Origin of the sequence: Mycolicibacterium alvei, from assembly GCF_010727325.1 — a bacterium.
GTDB classification, from domain to species: domain Bacteria; phylum Actinomycetota; class Actinomycetes; order Mycobacteriales; family Mycobacteriaceae; genus Mycobacterium; species Mycobacterium alvei.
Genome location: NZ_AP022565.1, coordinates 627,289 through 647,249, shown reverse-complemented (window position 1 = coordinate 647,249; position 19,961 = coordinate 627,289). Strand labels below are relative to the sequence as shown.

Annotated in this window: 16 protein-coding genes and 1 riboswitch; of the genes, 5 read left to right on the top strand and 11 right to left on the bottom strand. The window is 66.8% G+C overall.

The window, feature by feature from the left end:
- Positions 1-67: 67 nt before the first annotated feature.
- The 4 genes from G6N44_RS02995 (at position 68) to G6N44_RS02980 (ending at position 6,343) form a co-directional block, all read left to right on the top strand.
- Complete coding sequence (locus G6N44_RS02995) at positions 68-958, top strand: 3-methyladenine DNA glycosylase (protein ID WP_163660989.1); 891 nt, start codon at positions 68-70, stop codon at positions 956-958.
- Between the two features lie 78 nt (positions 959-1,036).
- Complete coding sequence (locus tag G6N44_RS02990; RefSeq protein ID WP_163660987.1) at positions 1,037-3,247, top strand: malate synthase G; 2,211 nt, start codon at positions 1,037-1,039, stop codon at positions 3,245-3,247.
- A gap of 55 nt (positions 3,248-3,302) precedes the next feature.
- The gene (locus G6N44_RS02985) at positions 3,303-5,501 is read left to right on the top strand and encodes a substrate-binding domain-containing protein (RefSeq protein ID WP_163660985.1); all 2,199 of its coding nucleotides are present in this window, start codon (positions 3,303-3,305) and stop codon (positions 5,499-5,501) included.
- 11 nt (positions 5,502-5,512) lie between these two features.
- Complete coding sequence (locus tag G6N44_RS02980) at positions 5,513-6,343, top strand: thioesterase family protein (protein ID WP_163660983.1); 831 nt, start codon at positions 5,513-5,515, stop codon at positions 6,341-6,343.
- A gap of 21 nt (positions 6,344-6,364) precedes the next feature.
- On the opposite strand, the gene gcvP is transcribed toward G6N44_RS02980, so the two are convergent.
- From gcvP to secA2, 11 genes are all read right to left on the bottom strand, one after another.
- The gene (gene gcvP, locus G6N44_RS02975) at positions 6,365-9,205 is read right to left on the bottom strand and encodes an aminomethyl-transferring glycine dehydrogenase (RefSeq protein WP_163660982.1); all 2,841 of its coding nucleotides are present in this window, start codon (positions 9,203-9,205) and stop codon (positions 6,365-6,367) included.
- 153 nt (positions 9,206-9,358) lie between these two features.
- A riboswitch (glycine riboswitch) is annotated at positions 9,359-9,457 on the bottom strand.
- A 57-nt stretch (positions 9,458-9,514) separates the two neighbouring features.
- Positions 9,515-10,135 carry a MerR family transcriptional regulator gene (locus tag G6N44_RS02970; protein WP_163660980.1) on the bottom strand — a complete coding sequence of 207 codons (621 nt, stop codon included), beginning with the start codon at positions 10,133-10,135 and terminating at the stop codon, positions 9,515-9,517.
- A 255-nt stretch (positions 10,136-10,390) separates the two neighbouring features.
- Positions 10,391-10,888: a bifunctional nuclease family protein gene (locus G6N44_RS02965; RefSeq protein ID WP_163660978.1), complete on the bottom strand. Its 498-nt coding sequence runs from the start codon at positions 10,886-10,888 to the stop codon at positions 10,391-10,393.
- 110 nt (positions 10,889-10,998) lie between these two features.
- A complete protein-coding gene (ftsR, locus tag G6N44_RS02960) occupies positions 10,999-11,745 on the bottom strand; it encodes a transcriptional regulator FtsR (protein WP_163660976.1) in 747 nt (248 codons plus the stop codon).
- Between the two features lie 3 nt (positions 11,746-11,748).
- The gene (gene garA / locus G6N44_RS02955; protein ID WP_163669525.1) at positions 11,749-12,228 is read right to left on the bottom strand and encodes a glycogen accumulation regulator GarA; all 480 of its coding nucleotides are present in this window, start codon (positions 12,226-12,228) and stop codon (positions 11,749-11,751) included.
- A 190-nt stretch (positions 12,229-12,418) separates the two neighbouring features.
- Complete coding sequence (gene gcvH / locus G6N44_RS02950) at positions 12,419-12,814, bottom strand: glycine cleavage system protein GcvH (RefSeq protein WP_163660975.1); 396 nt, start codon at positions 12,812-12,814, stop codon at positions 12,419-12,421.
- Between the two features lie 37 nt (positions 12,815-12,851).
- The gene (locus tag G6N44_RS02945; protein ID WP_163660973.1) at positions 12,852-13,694 is read right to left on the bottom strand and encodes a DUF881 domain-containing protein; all 843 of its coding nucleotides are present in this window, start codon (positions 13,692-13,694) and stop codon (positions 12,852-12,854) included.
- 1 nt (position 13,695) lies between these two features.
- A complete protein-coding gene (locus G6N44_RS02940; RefSeq protein ID WP_036449743.1) occupies positions 13,696-14,028 on the bottom strand; it encodes a small basic family protein in 333 nt (110 codons plus the stop codon).
- 28 nt (positions 14,029-14,056) lie between these two features.
- Entirely contained in the window at positions 14,057-14,953 is an 897-nt protein-coding gene (locus G6N44_RS02935; protein ID WP_163660971.1) for a DUF881 domain-containing protein, read from the bottom strand.
- On the bottom strand, positions 14,950-15,537 hold the full coding sequence (locus G6N44_RS02930; protein ID WP_163660968.1) for a CDP-alcohol phosphatidyltransferase family protein: 588 nt from the start codon (positions 15,535-15,537) through the stop codon (positions 14,950-14,952). The genes G6N44_RS02935 and G6N44_RS02930 overlap by 4 nt, the downstream gene beginning before the upstream one ends.
- Before the next feature lie 9 nt (positions 15,538-15,546).
- Positions 15,547-17,904 (bottom strand): accessory Sec system translocase SecA2, encoded by a 2,358-nt coding sequence (gene secA2, locus G6N44_RS02925; protein WP_163660966.1) that lies wholly within the window; start codon positions 17,902-17,904, stop codon positions 15,547-15,549.
- Positions 17,905-18,012: 108 nt separating this feature from the next.
- Between secA2 and G6N44_RS02920 the strand changes: the two genes are divergently transcribed.
- The gene (locus G6N44_RS02920; RefSeq protein WP_163660964.1) at positions 18,013-19,938 is read left to right on the top strand and encodes an ABC transporter ATP-binding protein/permease; all 1,926 of its coding nucleotides are present in this window, start codon (positions 18,013-18,015) and stop codon (positions 19,936-19,938) included.
- The last annotated feature ends 23 nt before the right edge of the window (positions 19,939-19,961 follow it).

Sequence of the window (19,961 nt, the reverse complement as noted above, 5' to 3'; positions counted from 1 at the left end):
AGTGGGCCCCGGCCCGATCGGTAGGCTCGAGCCGCACGGCGGCGACGGGCCGCCTGGTGGAGGAGACATGGAAGGACGCGCGGGATCTGTCGAGCAGGTCCTGGCGCCCCCGGAATGGGCTGCACGAGCAGAATCACACCGGCGGCGTGCCGACGACTTCCTCACACCGCACGTGCGGCGCCGACACGCCGGTGAACCGCACCCGGTGTGGGATTTCCTGTTCACCTACTACAGCCTTCGCCCCCGCCAGCTACGCCTATGGCATCCGGGTTTCGGGGTGGTACTCGCCGGCGAGGACGCCGAGTCCTATCTGCAGCGCACCGGGTACGGCCGACATCCGCACGGCGTCACTGTCGGGGACGACTGCCTGCGTTCACGCATCGAGACGGTCCGATTCGTGGCCCGGTTGATGCGCTCGACCGCGACGCGAGCGCCCCGGATGAACTGCTTCGGACTGCACGAGTGGGCCATGGTCTATCGGGCGCCCCAGCTACGTCACGACAAGATTCCGCTGCGGCTGGGCACCGCCGGAACCGATGCCGTCGTCGAGTCAATGCCGTTACGGTGCAGCCATTTTGATGCATTCCGGTTCTTCACCGACGCCGCAGTTCCCCGCAACGACCGGCAACTGCGCCGGGAGCAGCAGCTCGACGCCGAGCAGCCCGGCTGCATCCACGCCGCCATGGACACCTACAAATGGGCCTACAAACTGGGCCCGCTGGTGCCGTCGGAATTGGTCATGGACGCACTCGATCTGGCGGCCGACGCACGCGCACTCGATATGTGTGCCAGCCCATACGACTTGACGCAGTATGGTTTCGAGCCGATCGCCATCGAAACACCGGCCGGGCGCGCCGAATACGTCAGAGCCCAACAGCGCATCGCCGAGCGAGCGGCTCCGCTGCGGGTCACTCTGGCAAACCGGTGTGAGCTGTTGCTCACCAGGCTGGACGGCTGAAAGGCCGACGTTACCAATGGGTAAGCTGGATAAACGGCAGGCACCGCACGGGGCCTGGAGCCGAGGGAGGAAACGCGCATGACCAATCGCGTGACTGTCGGAAACCTGCGCGTGGCACAGGTCCTGCACGACTTCATCACCAACGAGGCACTGCCGGGCACCGGCGTCGACCCGGACAGTTTCTGGTCCGGTGTGGACAAGGTTGTCGCTGACCTCACCCCCAAGAATCAGGACCTGCTGGCCCGTCGCGATGATCTGCAGGCGCAGATCGACAAGTGGCACCGCTCTCATGTGCTCGAGCCGGTCGATCCCGAGGCCTACAAGCAGTTCCTCATCGACATCGGTTACCTGTTGCCCGAGCCTGCCGACTTCACCATCACCACCGCCGGCGTGGACGACGAGATCACCTCGACCGCGGGCCCGCAGCTCGTGGTGCCGATCCTCAACGCCCGCTTCGCGCTCAATGCCGCCAACGCCCGGTGGGGCTCGCTGTACGACGCGCTGTACGGCACCGACGTCATCAGCGAGGACGACGGCGCCGAGAAGGGCACCGGGTACAACAAGGTCCGCGGCGACAAGGTGATCGCCTACGCCCGCAACTTCCTGGACGAGGCAGTGCCGCTGGCCGCGGGTACCTGGGCCGAGGCAACCGGTCTCAAGATCGTCCAAGAAGACGGGGCCGGCCAACTGCTCGTCGAGTACGGCGACGGGTTGTCCTCCGGCCTGGCCACCCCCGAGCAGTTCGTCGGCTACACCGGTGAGCTCGGCCAACCCCAGTGGTCGGTGCTGCTGGCCAACCACGGGCTGCACATCGAGATCCTGATCGACCCCGACTCCCCCATCGGCTCCACCGACGCCGCCGGCATCAAGGACGTCGTGCTGGAATCCGCGATCACCACGATCATGGACTTCGAGGACTCGGTGGCCGCCGTCGACGCCGACGACAAGGTGCTCGGCTACCGCAACTGGCTGGGTCTGAACCGCGGCGATCTGGCCGAAGAGGTCAGCAAGGGCGGCAAGTCGTTCACCCGCGTGCTGAACCCCGACCGCACCTTCACCACCCCGGACGGCGAGGGCGAGCTGACCCTGCCCGGACGCAGCCTGCTGTTCGTCCGCAACGTCGGACATCTGATGACCAACGACGCGATCGTCGATGCCGACGGCAACGAGATTCCCGAGGGCATCCAGGACGCGCTGTTCACCGGACTGATCGCCATGCACGGGCTCAAGGACGACGAGGCGAATGGCCCGCTGAAGAACAGCCGCACCGGCTCGGTCTACATCGTCAAGCCCAAGATGCACGGCCCCGACGAGGTCGCGTTCACCTGTGAGCTGTTCGGCCGTGTCGAGGACGTCCTCGGCCTGCCTGCGAGCACCCTCAAGGTCGGCATCATGGACGAGGAGCGTCGCACCACGGTCAACCTGAAGGCTTGCATCAAGGCTGCGGCCGACCGCGTGGTGTTCATCAACACCGGCTTCCTGGACCGCACCGGCGACGAGATCCACACCTCGATGGAGGCCGGCCCGATGATCCGCAAGGGCGGGATGAAGACCCAGCCGTGGATCAAGGCCTACGAGGACAACAACGTCGACGCCGGTCTGGCCACCGGCCTGGCCGGCAAGGCTCAGATCGGCAAGGGCATGTGGGCCATGACCGATCTGATGGCCGACATGGTCGAGCAGAAGATCGGTCAGCCGAAGGCCGGCGCCACCACCGCGTGGGTTCCCTCACCGACCGCGGCCACCCTGCACGCGATGCACTACCACGAAGTGGACGTCGAGGCGGTGCAGAAGGAGCTGACCGGCAAGACGCGCGCCACGATCGAAGATCTGCTGACGATCCCGCTCGCGGACTCCTCGTTGAGCTGGTCACCCGAAGAGATCCACGAAGAGGTGGACAACAACTGCCAGTCGATCCTGGGCTACGTGGTCCGCTGGATCGACGCGGGCGTCGGCTGCTCGAAGGTGCCCGACATCCACGACATCGCGCTGATGGAAGACCGCGCCACCCTGCGGATCTCCAGCCAGCTGCTGGCGAACTGGCTGCGGCACGGCATCATCACCGAAGAGGACGTCAAGGCCAGTCTGCGCCGGATGGCCGCGGTCGTCGACGAGCAGAACGCCGGGGACCCCGACTATCTGCCGATGGCGCCGAACCCGGATGCCAGCATCGCGTTCGGCGCGGCACAGGAGCTGATCCTGTCCGGAGCCCAACAGCCCAACGGCTACACCGAGCCGATCCTGCACCGGCGCCGCCGCGAGTTCAAAGCGAGCGCCGCCGGGAAGTGATTAGACTTCGGCGGGTCCGGATGACTAGTCGGCGCGAGACGTACAGGGGTTAGGAATGGGCAGGCACAGCATTCCCGACCCTGAGGATGCACCCGACGAGCCCGACCACGGGCACGTCGGGGACGACGGCTACTCCGACGATTACGACGACTTCGATCCGCCCCGACGTCAGCCCGATCGCGGCTACCGGGATGCACCCACGTACCGGGACGAGCCTGAGTACCGGGCACCCGGGTACGCCGACGGGGACGACGACTACGAGTCCGACTACCGCGACTCGGAGTACGCCGACTACGACGAATCGGACAGCACCGAATCGAACTACGAGGCATCGGACTACGCCGAAGACGACTCGTACGACGACGAGTACATCGACGGGTACCGCAGCAGCTACTCCGACGACTACGACGCGGAATACGGCGACGAGCAGCCCACCGCCCAGTTCGGTGCGGTAGCCGAACCGCCGCCGCCCTCCAGCCCGTCCGGTCGCCAGCACGGCGGCGACTGGGACGGCGGTGAGTGGACCGGCAGCCATCGGGCGGTGCAGTCCGGCCGGCGCGGTGTCAGTGTCAGTGTGATCGTCGCACTGGTCACCGTGGTGGCCGTCGTCGGCGCGGTGATCCTGTGGAACTTCTTCGGCGATGTCCTCGCCGGCCGCAGCGACGCGGCCGCCGCACGTTGCGTCGACGGTGAACTCGGTGTCGCCGTCATCGCCGACCCGACGATCTCGACACACATCGAGGGATTGGCCAACGCCTACAACAAGTCGGTCAGCCCGGTCGGCGACCGCTGCGTCAAGGTGCGGGTGCAGTCTGCCGATTCCGATCGTGTGGTCGGTGGTTTCGCCAACACCTGGCCCAGCGAGCTCGGTGACCGCCCGGCGCTGTGGATTCCGGCCAGCGGCATCGCCGAGGCGCGACTGGAGGCGACGGCGGGCACGCAGGTTGTCAGCGACAGCCGATCCCTGGTGACCTCACCGGTCCTGCTGGCGGTCCGCCCGCAGCTGAAGAACGCTCTGGCACAACAGACCTGGGCTACTCTGCCGCAACTTCAGAGCAGCCCGGCCGCGATGAATGCGCTCAAGCTGCCCGGGTGGGGCACGCTCAAACTGGCGCTACCGACCCACAGCAACGGTGACGCCGCCTCCCTGGCCGCCGAGGCTGTCGCCGCGGCGACGGCTCCGTCCGGCGCGCCGGCGACCTCCGGTATGAGCGGCGTGAGCAGTCTGCTCGGGGGGCAGCCCAAACTCGACGACTCCGAGCTGGGCACCGCCTTCGACGCGTTGCTCAACGCCTCCGACCCGGCGACCGCGCCGGTGCACGCCGTGGCCACCACTGAGCAGCAACTGTTCCAGCGGGCCACCTCGATCGACGACGTCAGGTCCTCGTTGGCCGGTTGGGTGCCACCGGGGCCCACCGCCACCGCCGACTATCCGACGGTGCTGCTGTCCGGGGAGTGGCTGGAGAAGGAACAGGTCACCGCAGCCAGCGAGTTCGCCCGCTACCTGCGCAAGCCCGAGCAGCTCGCCGAGTTCGCCAAGGCGGGGTTCCGCGCCGAGGGGACAACGCCACCGTCCAGCGATGTCACGGCTTTCGCTGAGCTCGCCGCGCCGTTGTCGGTCGGTGACAACGCCACGCGGGTAACGCTGTCCAACGCCACCGCCGCGCCGTCGGGAAAGCCTGCGGTCACGATCATGCTCGACCAGTCGATGCCGACCGAGGAGGGCGGCAAGTCCCGGTTGGCCAACGTGGTGGCAGCGCTGGACAGCCGGGTCAAGGCACTGTCGGATACCGCCGCAGTAGGCCTCTGGACCTTCGACGGCACCGAGGGACGTTCCGAGGTCTCGACCGGTCCGCTGGCTGAACCGGTCAACGGACAGCGCCGCTCCGATGTGCTGACCTCGACACTTGACGAGCAGTCCGCCTCGGGTGGCGGCGCGGTGTCGTTCACCACGCTACGCATGGTCTACACCGATGCATTGTCGAAATATCTGGACGGCCAGACTAATTCGATCCTGGTGATCACCACCGGACCGCACACCGACCAGAGCCTGGATGGGGCTGGGCTGCAGGAGTACATCCGCGGCGCATTCGACCCCGCCCGTCCGATCGCGGTCAACGTGATCGACTTCGGCGGTGGCTCCGACAAGGCCACCTGGGAAGGCGTCGCGGAGGCCAGTAGCGGCACCTACCAACACATCTCCAGCTCCAGTTCGCCCGAGCTGACCACCGCGATCAACACGATGTTGGGCTGAGCCGCCTCCCGGTGCCAGAATCCGACGCGTTCTTCACTGTTGACGGCGACAGCTATGTGCCCGGACCGTTGGCACAGGGTCCATGGGGGTCGACGGTCAGCGGCCACATCATCGGCGGGCTGCTCGGCTGGGCGGTGGAGGACGCACAGGCCGACCCTGCGCTGCAACCCGCCCGCCTGACCGTCGATCTGCTGCGCCCCACGTTCATGGAGCCGGTGCATCTACGCACGACGGTGCAGCGGGAGGGCAAGCGCATCACGGTGATCGACGCGGAGGTTCTGCAACGCGACACCGTGGTGTCACGGGCCAGCGCGGTGTTTCTGCGCCGGGGTGACCGCCCGGAGGGAACCGTGTGGTCTGCCCCGGTCAGCATGCCGCCGATCCCCGACGACTCCCACCTACCCGAGATCGAGATGCCATTTCTGCTGTGGGCCTACGGCTCCGGCGGATCGGCCGGCGTGCTGGGCGGCACGTCGGCCGAATGGGAACAGGGCCATGCACCGAAGTTCGCCTGGGTGAAGGAGATCCGGCCGCTGATTGTCGGCCGCGCGATGACCCCGTTTACCCGACTCGCCCTGGCCGGGGATGTGACGAGCGCGCTGACGCATTGGGGCACAGGAGGTTTGCGTTATATCAACGCAGACTTCACCGTGTCACTGAGTCGCCGGCCCGACGGCGACTACATCGGCCTGGCCGCCCAGAGTCACCACAGCGGCGAGGGTATCGCATCCGGGGCGGCCACCCTCTTCGACCGACACGGCCCGATCGGCAGCAGTATCGCGGTGGCGCTCGCGCAACCGGCAGACGCGTTCAGACCGCCCCGGCACATCGGCCTGAGGTGAACGTGCCCACCTGACGGAGCGCTACGCGAACGCCTCGATCGGCGGGCAGGAGCACACCAGGTTCCGGTCGCCGTACGCGCCGTCGATTCGGCGCACCGGCGGCCATACCTTGGGACGGAATCCCTTGCCCAACGGGTAGGCGGCCTGTTCGCGGGTGTAGGGATGATCCCAGTCGGCCACCAACAGGCACTCAGCGGTGTGCGGGGCACCACGCAACGGATTGTCGTCCACCGACCACTCCCCCGAACCGACCCGGTCGATCTCGGCCCGGATGGCGATCATCGCATCGCAGAACGCGTCGACCTCTGCCAGGCTCTCGCTCTCGGTCGGCTCGACCATCAGCGTGCCTGCCACCGGGAAGCTCATGGTCGGGGCATGGAAGCCATAGTCCGCCAGACGTTTTGCCACATCATCCACGGTCACGCCGGTGTCCTTGGTGATCCCCCGCAGATCCAGGATGCACTCGTGGGCGACCATGCCGTTCTCCCCGGTGTAGAGGACCGGGTAGTACTCGTCGAGGCGGCGGGCCACGTAGTTGGCCGATGCGATCGCGGTCAGGGTCGCGGCACGCAGGCCCGGGGCACCCATCATCCGGATGTAGGCCCAGGTGATCGGCAGGATCGACGCGGACCCGTACGGCGCCGACGAGACGGTGTGCTCGTCGGGCAGCTCATCGGCCAACGGATGGCCCGGCAGGAACGGGGCCAGATGGGACCGAACCGCGACGGGGCCGACGCCGGGACCGCCGCCACCGTGCGGGATACAGAACGTCTTGTGCAGGTTCAGATGACTGACGTCACCGCCGAAGCGACCCGGCCGGGCCAACCCGACCAACGCGTTGAGATTTGCGCCGTCCACGTAGACCTGTCCACCCACGCTGTGCACCGCCGCGCAGATGTCGGCGACGTCGTGCTCGTACACACCGTGCGTCGACGGGTAGGTGATCATCAGCGCCGCAACACGATCCGCATGTTCGGCGATCTTCGCACGCAGGTCGTCGAGGTCGACATCGCCGTTCTCGCGGCAGGCCACCACCACGACGCGCATTCCGGCCAGTGCGGCCGAGGCGGCGTTGGTGCCGTGCGCGCTCGACGGGATCAGGCAGAGGTCACGATCGACGTCGCCGCGGGAGACGTGGTAGGCCTTGATCGCCAACAGTCCGGCGTACTCACCTTGGGATCCGGCGTTGGGTTGCAACGAAATCTGGTCGTAGCCGGTGATCCCGGTGAGCCAGTCCTGCAGATCGGCGATCAGTTTACGCAGGCCCGGGTTGTCCGAGGCCGGCGCGAACGGGTGCTGACGGCCGAACTCAGGCCAGGTGATCGGCTCCATCTCGGCCGCCGCATTGAGTTTCATCGTGCAGGAGCCCAGCGGAATCATGCTGCGGTCCAAGGCAATGTCCTTGTCCGCCAGCATCCGCAGGTAACGCATCATCTCGGTCTCGGTGCGGTAGGAGTTGAACGCCGGATGCGTCAGGAATTCCGAGGTGCGCGTCGCCACCGCGGCACTGCCGTCGCCGGCCACATCGGCCGGCGCCACCTCGAATGCCTCCAGAACCGCGGCCACATGCTCGTCGGTGGTCGCCTCGTCACAGGACACCGACACGTGGTCGGCATCGACGCGCCACAGGTTGATCCCCTTGGCCTTGGCCGCCGCAACCACCGCGTCGGCGCGTCCGGGAACCAGGGCCAGCACGGTGTCGAAGTACGAGTCGTGCACCAGCGCATCACCGAGCGCACGTGCGATGGAGGCGGCGTGGCCGTGCACGCGGCGGGCGATCGCGGTCAATCCCTCGGCACCGTGGTAGCTGGCATACATTGCCGCCATCACGGCCAACAGGACCTGCGCGGTACAGATGTTGCTGGTGGCCTTGTCCCGACGGATGTGCTGCTCACGGGTCTGCAGCGCCAGGCGGTACGCCGGCGATCCGTCGGCGTCGACGGAGACACCGACCAACCGACCCGGCAACTGCCGGGCATGCTTGGCGTGCACCGCCAGATAGCCGGCGTGCGGACCGCCGAATCCCATTGGCACACCGAACCGTTGGCTGGTCCCGAAGGCGACGTCGGCCCCGATCTCGCCCGGCGGGGTGATCACCGTCAGCGCCAGCAGGTCCGCACCCACGGCGACCAGCGCGCCACGCTCATGAGCCTCGCCGGTCAGCCCCGTCCAGTCGTCGACCCGGCCACTCGCTCCGGGCAGTTGCACGATGACGCCGAAGAACTCGCCCTCAGGCAGTCCCTGGCGGAGGTCGGTGGTGACGATCTCGATGCCGAGCGGCTCCGCGCGCGTGGCCAGCACCGCCGCGGTCTGCGCGTACACGTCGGTGTCGACCAGCAGTCGGTTCGTCTTGGACTTGGTGGCGCGGTGCATCAGGGTCATGGCCTCGGCGGCGGCGGTACCTTCGTCGAGCATCGAGGCGTTGGCGACCTCGAGTCCGGTCAGGTCCGACACCATGGTCTGGAAGTTCAGCAGCACCTCGAGGCGGCCCTGGCTGATCTCCGGCTGGTACGGGGTGTAGGCGGTGTACCAGGCGGGGTTCTCAAGAATGTTGCGCCGCAGCACGGCGGGCGTGAACGTGTCGAAGTAGCCCTGGCCGATCATCGAGACGGCGGTCGTGTTGGAATCGGCCAACGCACGCAGCTCCGCCAGCGACTGCTCTTCGGTGGCCGGGGCAGGCAGACCATCCAGGCCCGGGGCGACCCCGTCAGAGCCCAGCGCATCGAGAATGCGTACGGGTAGCGCCTTGGCGGCGAGCTCGTCGAGCGAGGCCACACCGATCACCTCGAGCATGGTGGCAACGGCGGCGGCGTCCGGGCCGATGTGACGATCGGCGAAACGCGATTGATGCTGGTCGGACACGACACTCTCCTGAGGCGCAGACGTGCTGAGACGTCGTAGCAGTCCCTCTCCCTCTGTCGTCGACCCGGTCCGGGCGCCTGAGAGATTCAGCCCCGCAACTGGGCTTTTCCCCATGGGCGGGTGCCCACCGGGCACCACTTTCCAGAGGCATCGGGGCCTGGCGCGGTCCTGGGTGCCTGAGAGGTTGACGGAGAGGTATTGCTCCTTCGGCGTCCGTGGCTGGCTGTCACGAAGCTCTCCCGCACGAGGGCGATGCGTCGGCAATCCTACCGGCAGCACGCCGGTGTCCGCGAACAGGCGCGGGGGACCTCAGCCGATCTTGCGGTCGCGGCTCTTGCGCCGCGAGGCCAGCTCATCTTCGGGTGAGGGGATGGACTCGCCACCGTCGGCACGCTCGCCCGGGAAGTCGGCGATGGTGCCGGTCAGCTCGCGCATGGCGCCGGACACCGCGATACCGAACACACCCTGACCGCCCTGAAGCAGATCCACCACCTCCTCGGCCGAGGTGCATTCGTAGACCGTCGTGCCATCGGAGAACAGGGTGATGTTGGCCAGATCCTGCACGCCGCGCTGGCGCAGGTGGTCGACGGCGACCCGGATGTTGTGCAACGAGATACCGGTGTCCAGCAACCGCTTGACGATCTTGAGGACCAGGACGTCCTTGAACGAGTAGAGCCGTTGGCTGCCCGAACCGGCCGCACCCCGGATGGACGGAACCACCAGGGAGGTGCGCGCCCAGTAATCGAGCTGCCGGTAGGTGATACCGGCGATCTGGCAGGCACTGGGACCGCGGTAACCGACCAGTTCGTCAGGCACCGAATCGTCGGGGAACAGGCCACCCTGCACGGGTTCGTCAGCTGGCCGGACAGGCGGCTCCGCGCCGCTCCCGGTGGTCAGATCCAGCTCTTCCTGCCGTGGCGTGTCACCCACTGTGAATCCTCTCGCCGATCAAACTCGCCCGCGCCGTACTTGTATGTCCTGCGCCGCAGCAATCTCTCCTGCGGCGGTTTGCGGTGAGCTCGAATGTGTCGAGCATACGCTTTCCGCCGAGCCCTGATTGCCCGCTGTGAAGAAAGTATGGCGCCCGAATTCCGGCTTGATCGACTCCCGCGCCGCGTGTCGACACCGGTATGCCCAGTTGAGACGTATCCGTGATCTGCGACGGCACAGCGGCTCGGGTGACGGTCATGTGGCCTTGAAGTCGTCCGGCGAAACGCTGTCCAGGAACTCCTTGAACTTCTCGACCTCGTCCTCAGGCACACCGCCAGTGCCGCCGTCTTGATCGTTCTCGTCGGGAATCAGCAGGCCGGCCTCGGCCAGCACTGCCTCCTCCACGTAAATCGGCACGCCGACACGCAGGGCGATCGCCACCGAGTCCGACGGCCGAGCCGACACCGTGATGTCACGGTCGAAGACCAGATCGGCGTAGAACGTGCCTTCCTGCAGATCGACGATCCGTACCTCTTTGAGCGAATGCCCGAGGGCGGTGATGAGATCTCGGATCAGGTCATGGGTGAGCGGCCGGGCGGGCTCGACGCCCTGTTGTTCCAGAGCGATCGCGGCGGCTTCGGACTGTCCGATCCAGATCGGTAGGTAACGGTCACCGTTGGATTCCCGCAGCAGCAACACGGGTTGGTTCTGCGGCTGCTCCACCCGAATGCCGACCACGCGAACCTCAGCCATCTGTGCCTGCCCTCCGCACCGCCGTGCCGTTTCGTCGATTCTTCGTCCGTCGCCAGTTCGCCTCAGGGGTCCCGACTTAGACGAGCTGGCCGTCGAAACGAGTCTAGTCCTCAGCGATCCAGAACGTCGCGTACGGCGGACTTGATCAGCGACGTGTGGAGCGTGATCGCCAGGGCGGCCACTTCACGGGCCAGATCGTCGGCGCGGTCGCGCGCACCGGCCGTGCCGGCCTTACCCACCGGACCAGCGATCTGCGCGATCAGGTCGGATTGGCGGTCCGCCGCGGAACGAAATGCCCGCAGGTGGCGGGGCTCGACACCGTAGTCACCCAGCGCCCGCGCACATTGGGCGATCACCACGGAATGTTCGTCGAAAAACCCGGCGGGCCCGGCCGTGATGATGCCGTTGCGGACCAACGCCCCGAGCATCTCGTCGTCGATACCCGAGCGGGTCAACAGATCTTCACGGGACAACCGGACCTGCGTCGGCGCCACAGCGGAAACACCGGCGGCGCCGTCCGGCCCATCGCCGCCCTCGGACACCCCGACCAGATGGGGCACCCCGTAGGCCGACCCGGTCTGCGGCAACTCACCGTCCGGCTGGGCGTCCAGCTGGGCCTTGATCACTTTCAACGGTAGGTACTGGTCACGCTGGGCGGTCAGGATGAACCTCAACCGCGCGCAGTCATATGCAGTGAACCGTCGGTACCCCGACGCAGTGCGTTGTGGGGTGACCAGGCCCTCGGCCTCGAGGAACCGGATCTTGGAGATGCTGACGTCCGGAAAGTCGCCCCGCAGCAGGTCCAGCACTGCGCCGATCGACATCCCGGCCAGCGCAGGTCTGTCGGGGGCAGTCATCGGCTAGCTGGTGGGGCCGCTGTCGTCGTCAGATCGAGGGCCGGTGAGGAACACCAGGCGGAACTTCCCGATCTGCACTTCGTCGCCGTTGGCGAGCACGGCCGAATCGACCGGCTCGCGGTTGACGTACGTGCCGTTGAGGCTGCCGACATCGACGACCTGGAACTCGCTGCTCTCCAACCGGAACTCGGCGTGCCGCCGGCTGACCGTCACGTCATCGAGAAAGATGTCGCTGTCCGGGTGACGCCCCGCCGACGTGGTCGGCTGATCGAGCAGGAAACGCGATCCGGCGTTCGGTCCACGCTTGACGACGAGCAATGCCGAGCCCGCGGGCAGGCCCTCGACGCCGGAAACGGCGCCTTCGGAACCAGCCGTTGCGGGCGCGTCCAGTTCGTTCAGGAAGTCCGCGCGAAATACCGATGTGGTTTCCACCGTCACGTCTTCCGACTGGTCGGCTCCCAAATTGCTGTCCTTTTCCGTCACCCGCTGCTCCTCTACTGGCTGCTGTGGCGTTGGCCGGCGCGGCCCCAGCCCATCGTCGGTCTCACGTCGACCGTACCGCGCTTCAGGCGTCGTTGTGTCCACCACCGCCGGATCCGATGGGGAAGATATCTGCGCGCCGGGTACAGCCGAACCGGTCCTGGCGACCGGCCTTCGAAACCCTAACAATCCCTCACTCGGTCACGACGGCGCGGTAGCCGTCCGCGTCGAGCAAACCGGCCAGAGCGGCGTCGAGCGTGCCCTCCTCGAGCCGCAGATCGACCAGCCAGCCTTCGCCGTAGGGGTCGGAGTTGACCAGTTGCGGGCTGCCGTCCAGATCACCGTTGACCGCAACGACTTTCGCTGCCACGGGTGCGTACAGGTCCGACACCGACTTGGTGGACTCGACCTCGCCGAACGCATCGCCGGCGGCCAGCTCGGTGCCGACGTCGGGAAGTTGGACGAAGACCACGTCGCCGAGTGCGGACTGTGCATAGTCGGTGATGCCGACGCGCACCGTGTCGGCACCGGTACGCACTACCCACTCGTGCTCCGAGGTGTAGTAGAGGTCGGCTGGGATCTCGCTCACGGCGCTCCTTCAGGTCGGTCGGTTGGTTGCTGCTGCACTATTTGACGGGCTGAGCGTATTGGCGTTGTTTCGGTTGCCGCAAGGCGGTGACGTCGACGCGCTCGGCCTGTTGCATCACCATCGTGCCGCCGACACGCTTGACACTGTCCATTGCCCCGCCGGGAATGTTCATCGCCGCCGCCAGGGTCGGCGGATCCCCTATGGCCAGAACCGAATACGGCGGCCGCAGCGTCACGTCGTCCACGGTGAGCGCACCAGGTGTGCCGATGATCCAGGTGTCGATGCCGACCCGCACGGCGGGCTGCTGGTCTGCACCGCGGATCTCGATGGCCTCGGCACCCGCTGCGCGCAGCTCGTTGATCACATCGAGCATGGTTTCGGCGGGCACCCCGGGAGCGTTGTCCTCTATGGTGAGCGTCACCCCTGGGCCCGTGGCGGCCACCGTCCCGATCTGGATGGACAGCGCCTCCAGCCGGGACTGGGCGTTCTCGATCGCGGCCTGATCGCTGCTGCCCGAGGCCTGCAGCTGCTGCAGCGTCCGCTGCAGGTCGGCCACCTCGGTGTTGAGCGAACCCTCACGTTGCTGCAGGGAATCGAGCAGCACCAGCAGATCCGCCGGACGCGCGGTCTCCAGCGAATCCCCCGACTCGTTCTGGCGAACCTGCGTCACGATCGCCATGCCCAGCAGGAGGCACAACAGCACCCCCAGTGCGCCGAACACCAACTGCGAACGGCTACGACGCACGATCCGTAGATTCCGGAACCGGCGCGGCGAGACGTCGGCGGGCATCTCATGGCGGCCATGGTGCTCAGCCTGGTGCTCGGCCTGACGCTCGGGCTGGTCCGGATCGGCCTGGGGTGGTGGTTCGGCTTCGCTCATGTCAGGCGCCGAACAACCTGCGCCGCAGCGCGGCGGCGTTGCCGAAGATCCGGATGCCGAGGACCACGATGATCGCCGTCGACAGCTGGGTACCGACGCCCAACTGATCACCGACGTACACGATCAGCGCCGCCACCAACACGTTGAACACGAACGAGACCACGAACACCTTGGCGTCGAATATGCGCTCCAGGTAGGCGCGCAGCCCCCCGAACACCGCGTCCAGTGCCGCCACCACGGCGATCGGCAGGTACGGCTCGACGAAGTCGGGAACGCTGGGGTGAAACACCAACCCGAGCACGATCCCGACGACCAGTGCGACGATCCCGATCATCTAACGGTCCATCCTGTGCACGTCCGGCCTATCCAATCTTTTTGGCGAAGTTGACATCTCGCACCGACACCGCGGGCACGGTCAGGCCGTCCCCCGCACTCACATTCACCCCTACCCCGTAGGAAGTCTCCAACAACCGCATCCGCTGCAAACCCGGGGTGCGGTCGAAGGCATCGGCCATCCCCTTCGGTGGTCCGATGGCCACAATGGCATACGGACTCGTGATCGGCTGATTGTCGACCAGAATTCCACCACCGGCCTGCCTGATCGTGACGCCGGCACCGACCCGCACGCCGCCCACCGAAACCGCCTCTGCGCCACTGGCCCACAGGGAGTTCACCACCAACTGGAGGTCCCGGTCGAGGATGATCTGCTGGCCGCCGGCGACTCGCTGTTTGGACACGTCACTGAGGTCTTTGGACAGGCCGGGATCGGTGACCGTCACGGTCAGCCCGGGTCCGATCAACGGGATGGCGGCCGCTTCGATGTTGGCGGTGTCCAGGCTGCCGAGCAACAGCTGCCCGTTCTCGTCCCTACCGAGCAGGCTGCGCCGCTCGGCGTCCACCTGGTTGACCAGCGCGTCGCGTTGAGCGCTGGCCGTGTCCGCGCCGATCTGAGCCGCGCGCACCCGCCCGGCCATGATGTGCTGGGCTTCCCGGGCCGCCGGCGCCGCGGTCTGGGCCTGGCCGGCGGCCACGGCGAACACCGTGGCGATCGCCCCCGCGCCGACCAACAACCACCCGAAATCCCGGACTCGGCGCGGTCGGTCACCGGCCTCACGCGCGGCGGCGGCCGCGGCATAGCCGGGGTCGAGATGCTCGGACAACAACGACCGCAGCAGTGACGGCAGCGGGATCCGCGTGGGCGCGTGGGCCTCATGGTCGTTGAGCCCGGCCCCCGACTCGTATCCGCCCAGGGTGCTCATGCCCGTTGCACGGGGAGTTGTCGCACCACCATGCCCACCTGAACCAGATACAGCACCGCCGACCACAGGTACAGCGCCACTCCCCACAGTAGGAAGGCCCACCCGCAGGCCAGAGCGACCCGACTCCACGTCGCGTCCCACTGTCCGAGCAGCACCCACGGGAAGCCCGACATCAATGCGAACGTGGCGGCCTTGCCCAGATACGTGACCGGCAGCGCGGTCAGTCCGCGGCGGCGCAACACCGGCAGCGTGGCGGCCAGCAGTACGTCGCGGCCGAGCAGGGTCAGCACCAACCACCACGGCACCACGCCGTACAGCGCCAAGGCGACCGGGACGATGACCATGTAGATCCGGTCGACGAGTGGGTCGAGCAGCTCGCCGAGCCGGGACGCCTGGTTGTCGACGAGGCGCGCGATCTTGCCGTCGGCCCAGTCGGAGAACCCGCTGAACATCAGGACCGCCACGGCCCACCCGTTGGCGTGCGCACCGAACAGCAGCCACAGGAACACCGGCACGAGCAGCAGGCGCAACACGCTGAGCGCGTTGGGCACCGTCAGCACCCGATCGCGCACGGCATGGTCCATGGCTAAAACCTAGCGGAACACACCCGGCAGGCTCAGCGCCGACATGGTGTCGTCGTTGAGTGGATTGTCGTGGACCATGTACGTCCACGTCGATGTCGGCCGCGCCAACTTGGACAGATCGATTCCCGGTTCGTCCTCGATCGAATCCGCGGTGTCGAAGGTCTGCTGGGCAGCCTCGATGGCATCGGCGGCCAGCGAGGCGAATGCGTCGACGGCCATCCGGTGGAACTCGTCGAGCGGGTTCTGGCGACCCAACGCCCTCAGGTGGATGCTCTCCCGGATGTCGGCGAGGAACGCCAGGTGGTCACACCAGCCTCGGTCGAGGTGGTAGAGCATGATCAGCCGGCAGATCTTGGTCAGCTTCTCCTCGCCGTCCTCGCCGAGCTCCTCGGCCAGGGTGGCGTAACGCTCCGGTGAGCGAGCTTCCAACTCCTGGCGGGCGGTGTCGGTGCGCAGCAGGGTTTCGCGGCGGTCCACGATGATCGCCCGTTGCTGGGCGATCAACTGGTTGTACCGCCAGGTGTTGGCGTGCACGTCGAGCAGCCTGCCCTCGGCGATGCGCTGTGCGTGGTCGAGAAGACCGGCCGCCTTGGGGGCGATGATCCGGCCGTCCTCGTCGGTTTCGGTAGGCAACTTGGTGTCGTCGAGGTGGGCAGCCACGACTTCGTCGTCCCAACTGGAGAAGAACACCGTCGAGCCGGGGTCGCCCTGGCGTCCGGCCCGCCCGCGCAACTGGTTGTCCAGGCGTTCGGTGTGATGCCGGCCCGTGCCGACCACGTGCAGCCCGCCGAGATCGGCGACCTTTTCCTTCTCCGTCGAGTCGTCACCCACATCGGACCCGCCGAGCCGGATATCGGTGCCGCGACCGGCCATCTGGGTCGACACCGTGACGGAGCCCAGCTTGCCGGCCTCGGCGATCACCGAAGCTTCTTCGGCATCGTTCTTGGCGTTGAGCACGACGGCGGGGACGCCCGCCTTGACCAGCCTGCGATGCAGGTCTTCGGATTCGGCCACGTCGTGGGTGCCGACGAGCACCGGCTGACCGGTCTCGTGCACCTCCGCGATGTGCTCGACGATGGCGTGGTTCTTGGCGGACTCGGTGAGGTACACCCGGTCCGTCTCGTCCTCGCGGATATTGGGCTTGTTCGGCGGGATCGGTGACACCCCGAGCTTGTAGAACTGGCGCAGTTGCTCGCCGGCGGCGAGCGCGGTACCGGTCATGCCGCACACGGTCGGATAGCGGTTGACCAGTGCCTGCACCGTGATCGTGTCGAGGACCTCGCCGGTCTCGGTGGTCTCGATGCCCTCCTTGGCCTCGACGGCGGCCTGCAGACCGTCCGGCCAGCGCTGCAGCGAGGCGATACGGCCGCGGGACGCGTTGATCAGGTGGACCGCGCCGTCACGGACGATGTAATGCACATCGCGCTGCAGCAGCACATGCGCGTGCAGGGCGACATTGATCTCGGTGAGCGTGGTGGCGACATGCTCCTCGGAGTACAGGTCGATGCCGCCGAGGCGGGCCTCCAGCTTGCGAGCGCCGGTCTCGGTGAGATGCACGTTGCGGCTGTCGTCGTCGGTCGCAAAATTCTCCGAGGAATCCGTGCCGCTGATCAGGTCGCCCACCATGCGGATGACCTCGACGCGCGGCTGTTCCCGGTGGCTGGTGCCGGCCAGCACCAGCGGCACCAGCGCCTCGTCGACCAGGACCGAGTCGGCCTCGTCGATGAGCGCGACATCGGGATTGGGTGACACCAGATCGGCGACATCGGTGACCAGCTGGTCACGCAGCACATCGAAGCCGATCTCGTTGACCGACGCGTAGGTCACGTCGCACCCGTAGGCGGCGCGCCGTTCTTCGGCCGTCGAATCCTCGGTGATCCAGCCGACGGTCAGGCCGAGCGCCTCCAGCAGCGGGCCCATCCACTCCGCGTCGCGCTTGGCCAGATAGTCGTTGATGGTGATGACATGGACGTGCCGGCCGCCGATCGCGTAGCCGGCCGCCGCGATCGCCCCGGACAGGGTCTTGCCCTCACCGGTGGCCATCTCGACGACGTCGCCGGCGAGCATGCGCAGCGCGCCGAGCAGCTGTACGTCAAAGGGGCGCAGGGACGTCGTTCTCTCGGCAGCCTCGCGGGCCAGCGCCAGGAACTGCGGCATGTCGGCCGATGCGGCCAGGTCCTGCAGCTCGAGCAGCTTGGCAGCCTTGGTCAGCTGCTCGTCGTCGAGTTTGGCAGCCTTGTCTTCGAACTCGGCTGCACCCTTGACCTCGGAGAGCGACCGGGCCTCGTTCCGCTCGGTACTGGCCCCCAGTAGCTTCCAGAACTTGCTGCTCAAGCGGCCCGGTTTGGCGCTGGACGTCTTCGACACACGTTCACGGTACGCGGACACGCGGAGTACCCCAGAGCGTGACCCCGAGCGCGATACCGAACCGGATCGGCCGAGCCTGTCCGAAGTTCGTCGGGGTACTTTGCCCGGATGGAGATGTTTAGCCCTTCGCTGAACTGGGGCGCCGAACTGGCCGTTTCACTGCTGTGGATCGCCAAGGTGTGGGTTTACACCGCGATTCCCACCCTGGTCGTGCTGGTACTGATCGCGAAGTTCACCACCTGGGGCCGGCAGTTCTGGCGCGTCACCGGGGCGTACTTCACCGGTTCGGAAAGCATCAAGGTGTGGCTGTGGCTGTCGGCGTTGCTGCTGTCGGTCATCTCCGGAGTCCGGCTACAGGTGTTGTTCAGCTACTACAGCAACGACCTGATGTCGGCGGCGCAGACCGCGTTCGAGGGAATGGGCGGCGGCAACGACGCCGTCAAACAGTCCGGCGTCGACGGATTCTGGTGGGCCCTCATCCATTTCGGCATCCTGGCCACGATTCATGTCGCCCGGATCATGCTCGACCTGTTCATGATGCAGCGGTTCACGTTGGCCTGGCGCGCCTGGCTGACCGACCGGCTCACCGGCGACTGGCTCGACCGCAAGGCCTACTACCGCACCCGCTTCATCGACGACTCCATCGACAACCCCGACCAGCGTATCCAGTCCGATATCGACATCTTCACCAACGGCATCGGACCGCTGCCCAGCAACCCGAACACCTTCACCCAGAGCACGCTGTTGTTCGGTGCCATCGACGCCATCGTGAGTGTGGCTTCCTTCACCGTGATCCTGTGGAACCTCTCCGGTGACCTCACGATGTTCGGGTTCACCATGCCCAAGGCGATGTTCTGGATCGGTATCGCTTACGTGCTCGTCGCGACCGTCATTGCCTTCTGGATCGGCCGGCCGTTGATCCGGTTGACGTTCAACAACGAGAAGTTCAACGCGGCGTTCCGGTACGCGCTGGTCCGCCTGCGCGACGCCGCCGAGGCGGTGGCGTTCTACCGTGGCGAGGCCGCCGAACGGATGCAGCTGCGCAAGCGGTTCGCGCCCGTGGTCGACAACTACAAGCGGTTCATCAACCGCTCGGTGAGGTTCTACGGCTGGAACCTCTCGATCTCCCAGATCATCAATCCGCTGCCGTGGATCATCCAGGCGCCGCGAATGTTCGCCGGCGAGATCAAGCTCGGCGACATCTCGCAGACCTCCTCGGCTTTCGGCAGCATTCAGGACGGTTTGTCGTTCTTCCGCAACAACTACGACGGCTTCGCAGGCTGGCGGGCGTCGGTGATGCGTCTGCATGGCCTGGTGATCGCCAATGAAGAGGCCCGGGCGCTGCCGGAGTTGACGGTCGAGCCGAGCCAGGACTGCCTGGTCGAACTCGTGGACGTCGAGGTGCGCACCCCGGCCGGCGAGCCGCTGGTCGACAACCTGGACCTGCGGCTGGACCTCGGCGACACCCTGATCGTCACCGGCAGGTCCGGCGCCGGAAAGACCACCCTGCTGCGCAGCCTGGCGCAACTGTGGCCCTATGCCACCGGCACCTTCCGCTATCCGGTCGACCCCAACGAGACGATGTTCCTGTCCCAGATGCCATACGTCCCACTGGGCGATCTGCGCGCGGTGGTCTCCTACCCGGCCGAGCCCGGCAGCATCCCGGACGAGGATCTGCACGCGGCGCTGCAGAAGGTGTCACTGCCGCAGTGCTCCCAGCGACTCTCCGAAGTGGCCGACTGGGCGAAGGTGCTCTCCCCCGGTGAGCAACAACGAATCGCCTTCGCCCGGATCCTGCTGACCCGTCCGCGGGCCGTGTTCTTCGACGAGGCCACCTCCGCTCTGGACGAAGGCCTGGAGTACACGATGTACGCGCTGGTGCGATCCGAGCTGCCGGACACCATCCTGGTCAGCGTCACCCATCGCAGCACCGTGGGCCAGCACCACGAGAAGCATCTGCAGCTGCACGGTGGGGGTCGTTGGAGCCTGGGCGAGGTCGACGACGACGCGGCCGACCTGGTCAAGCAACCGTGATCAGGCGGTAGTTCCCGGTAACT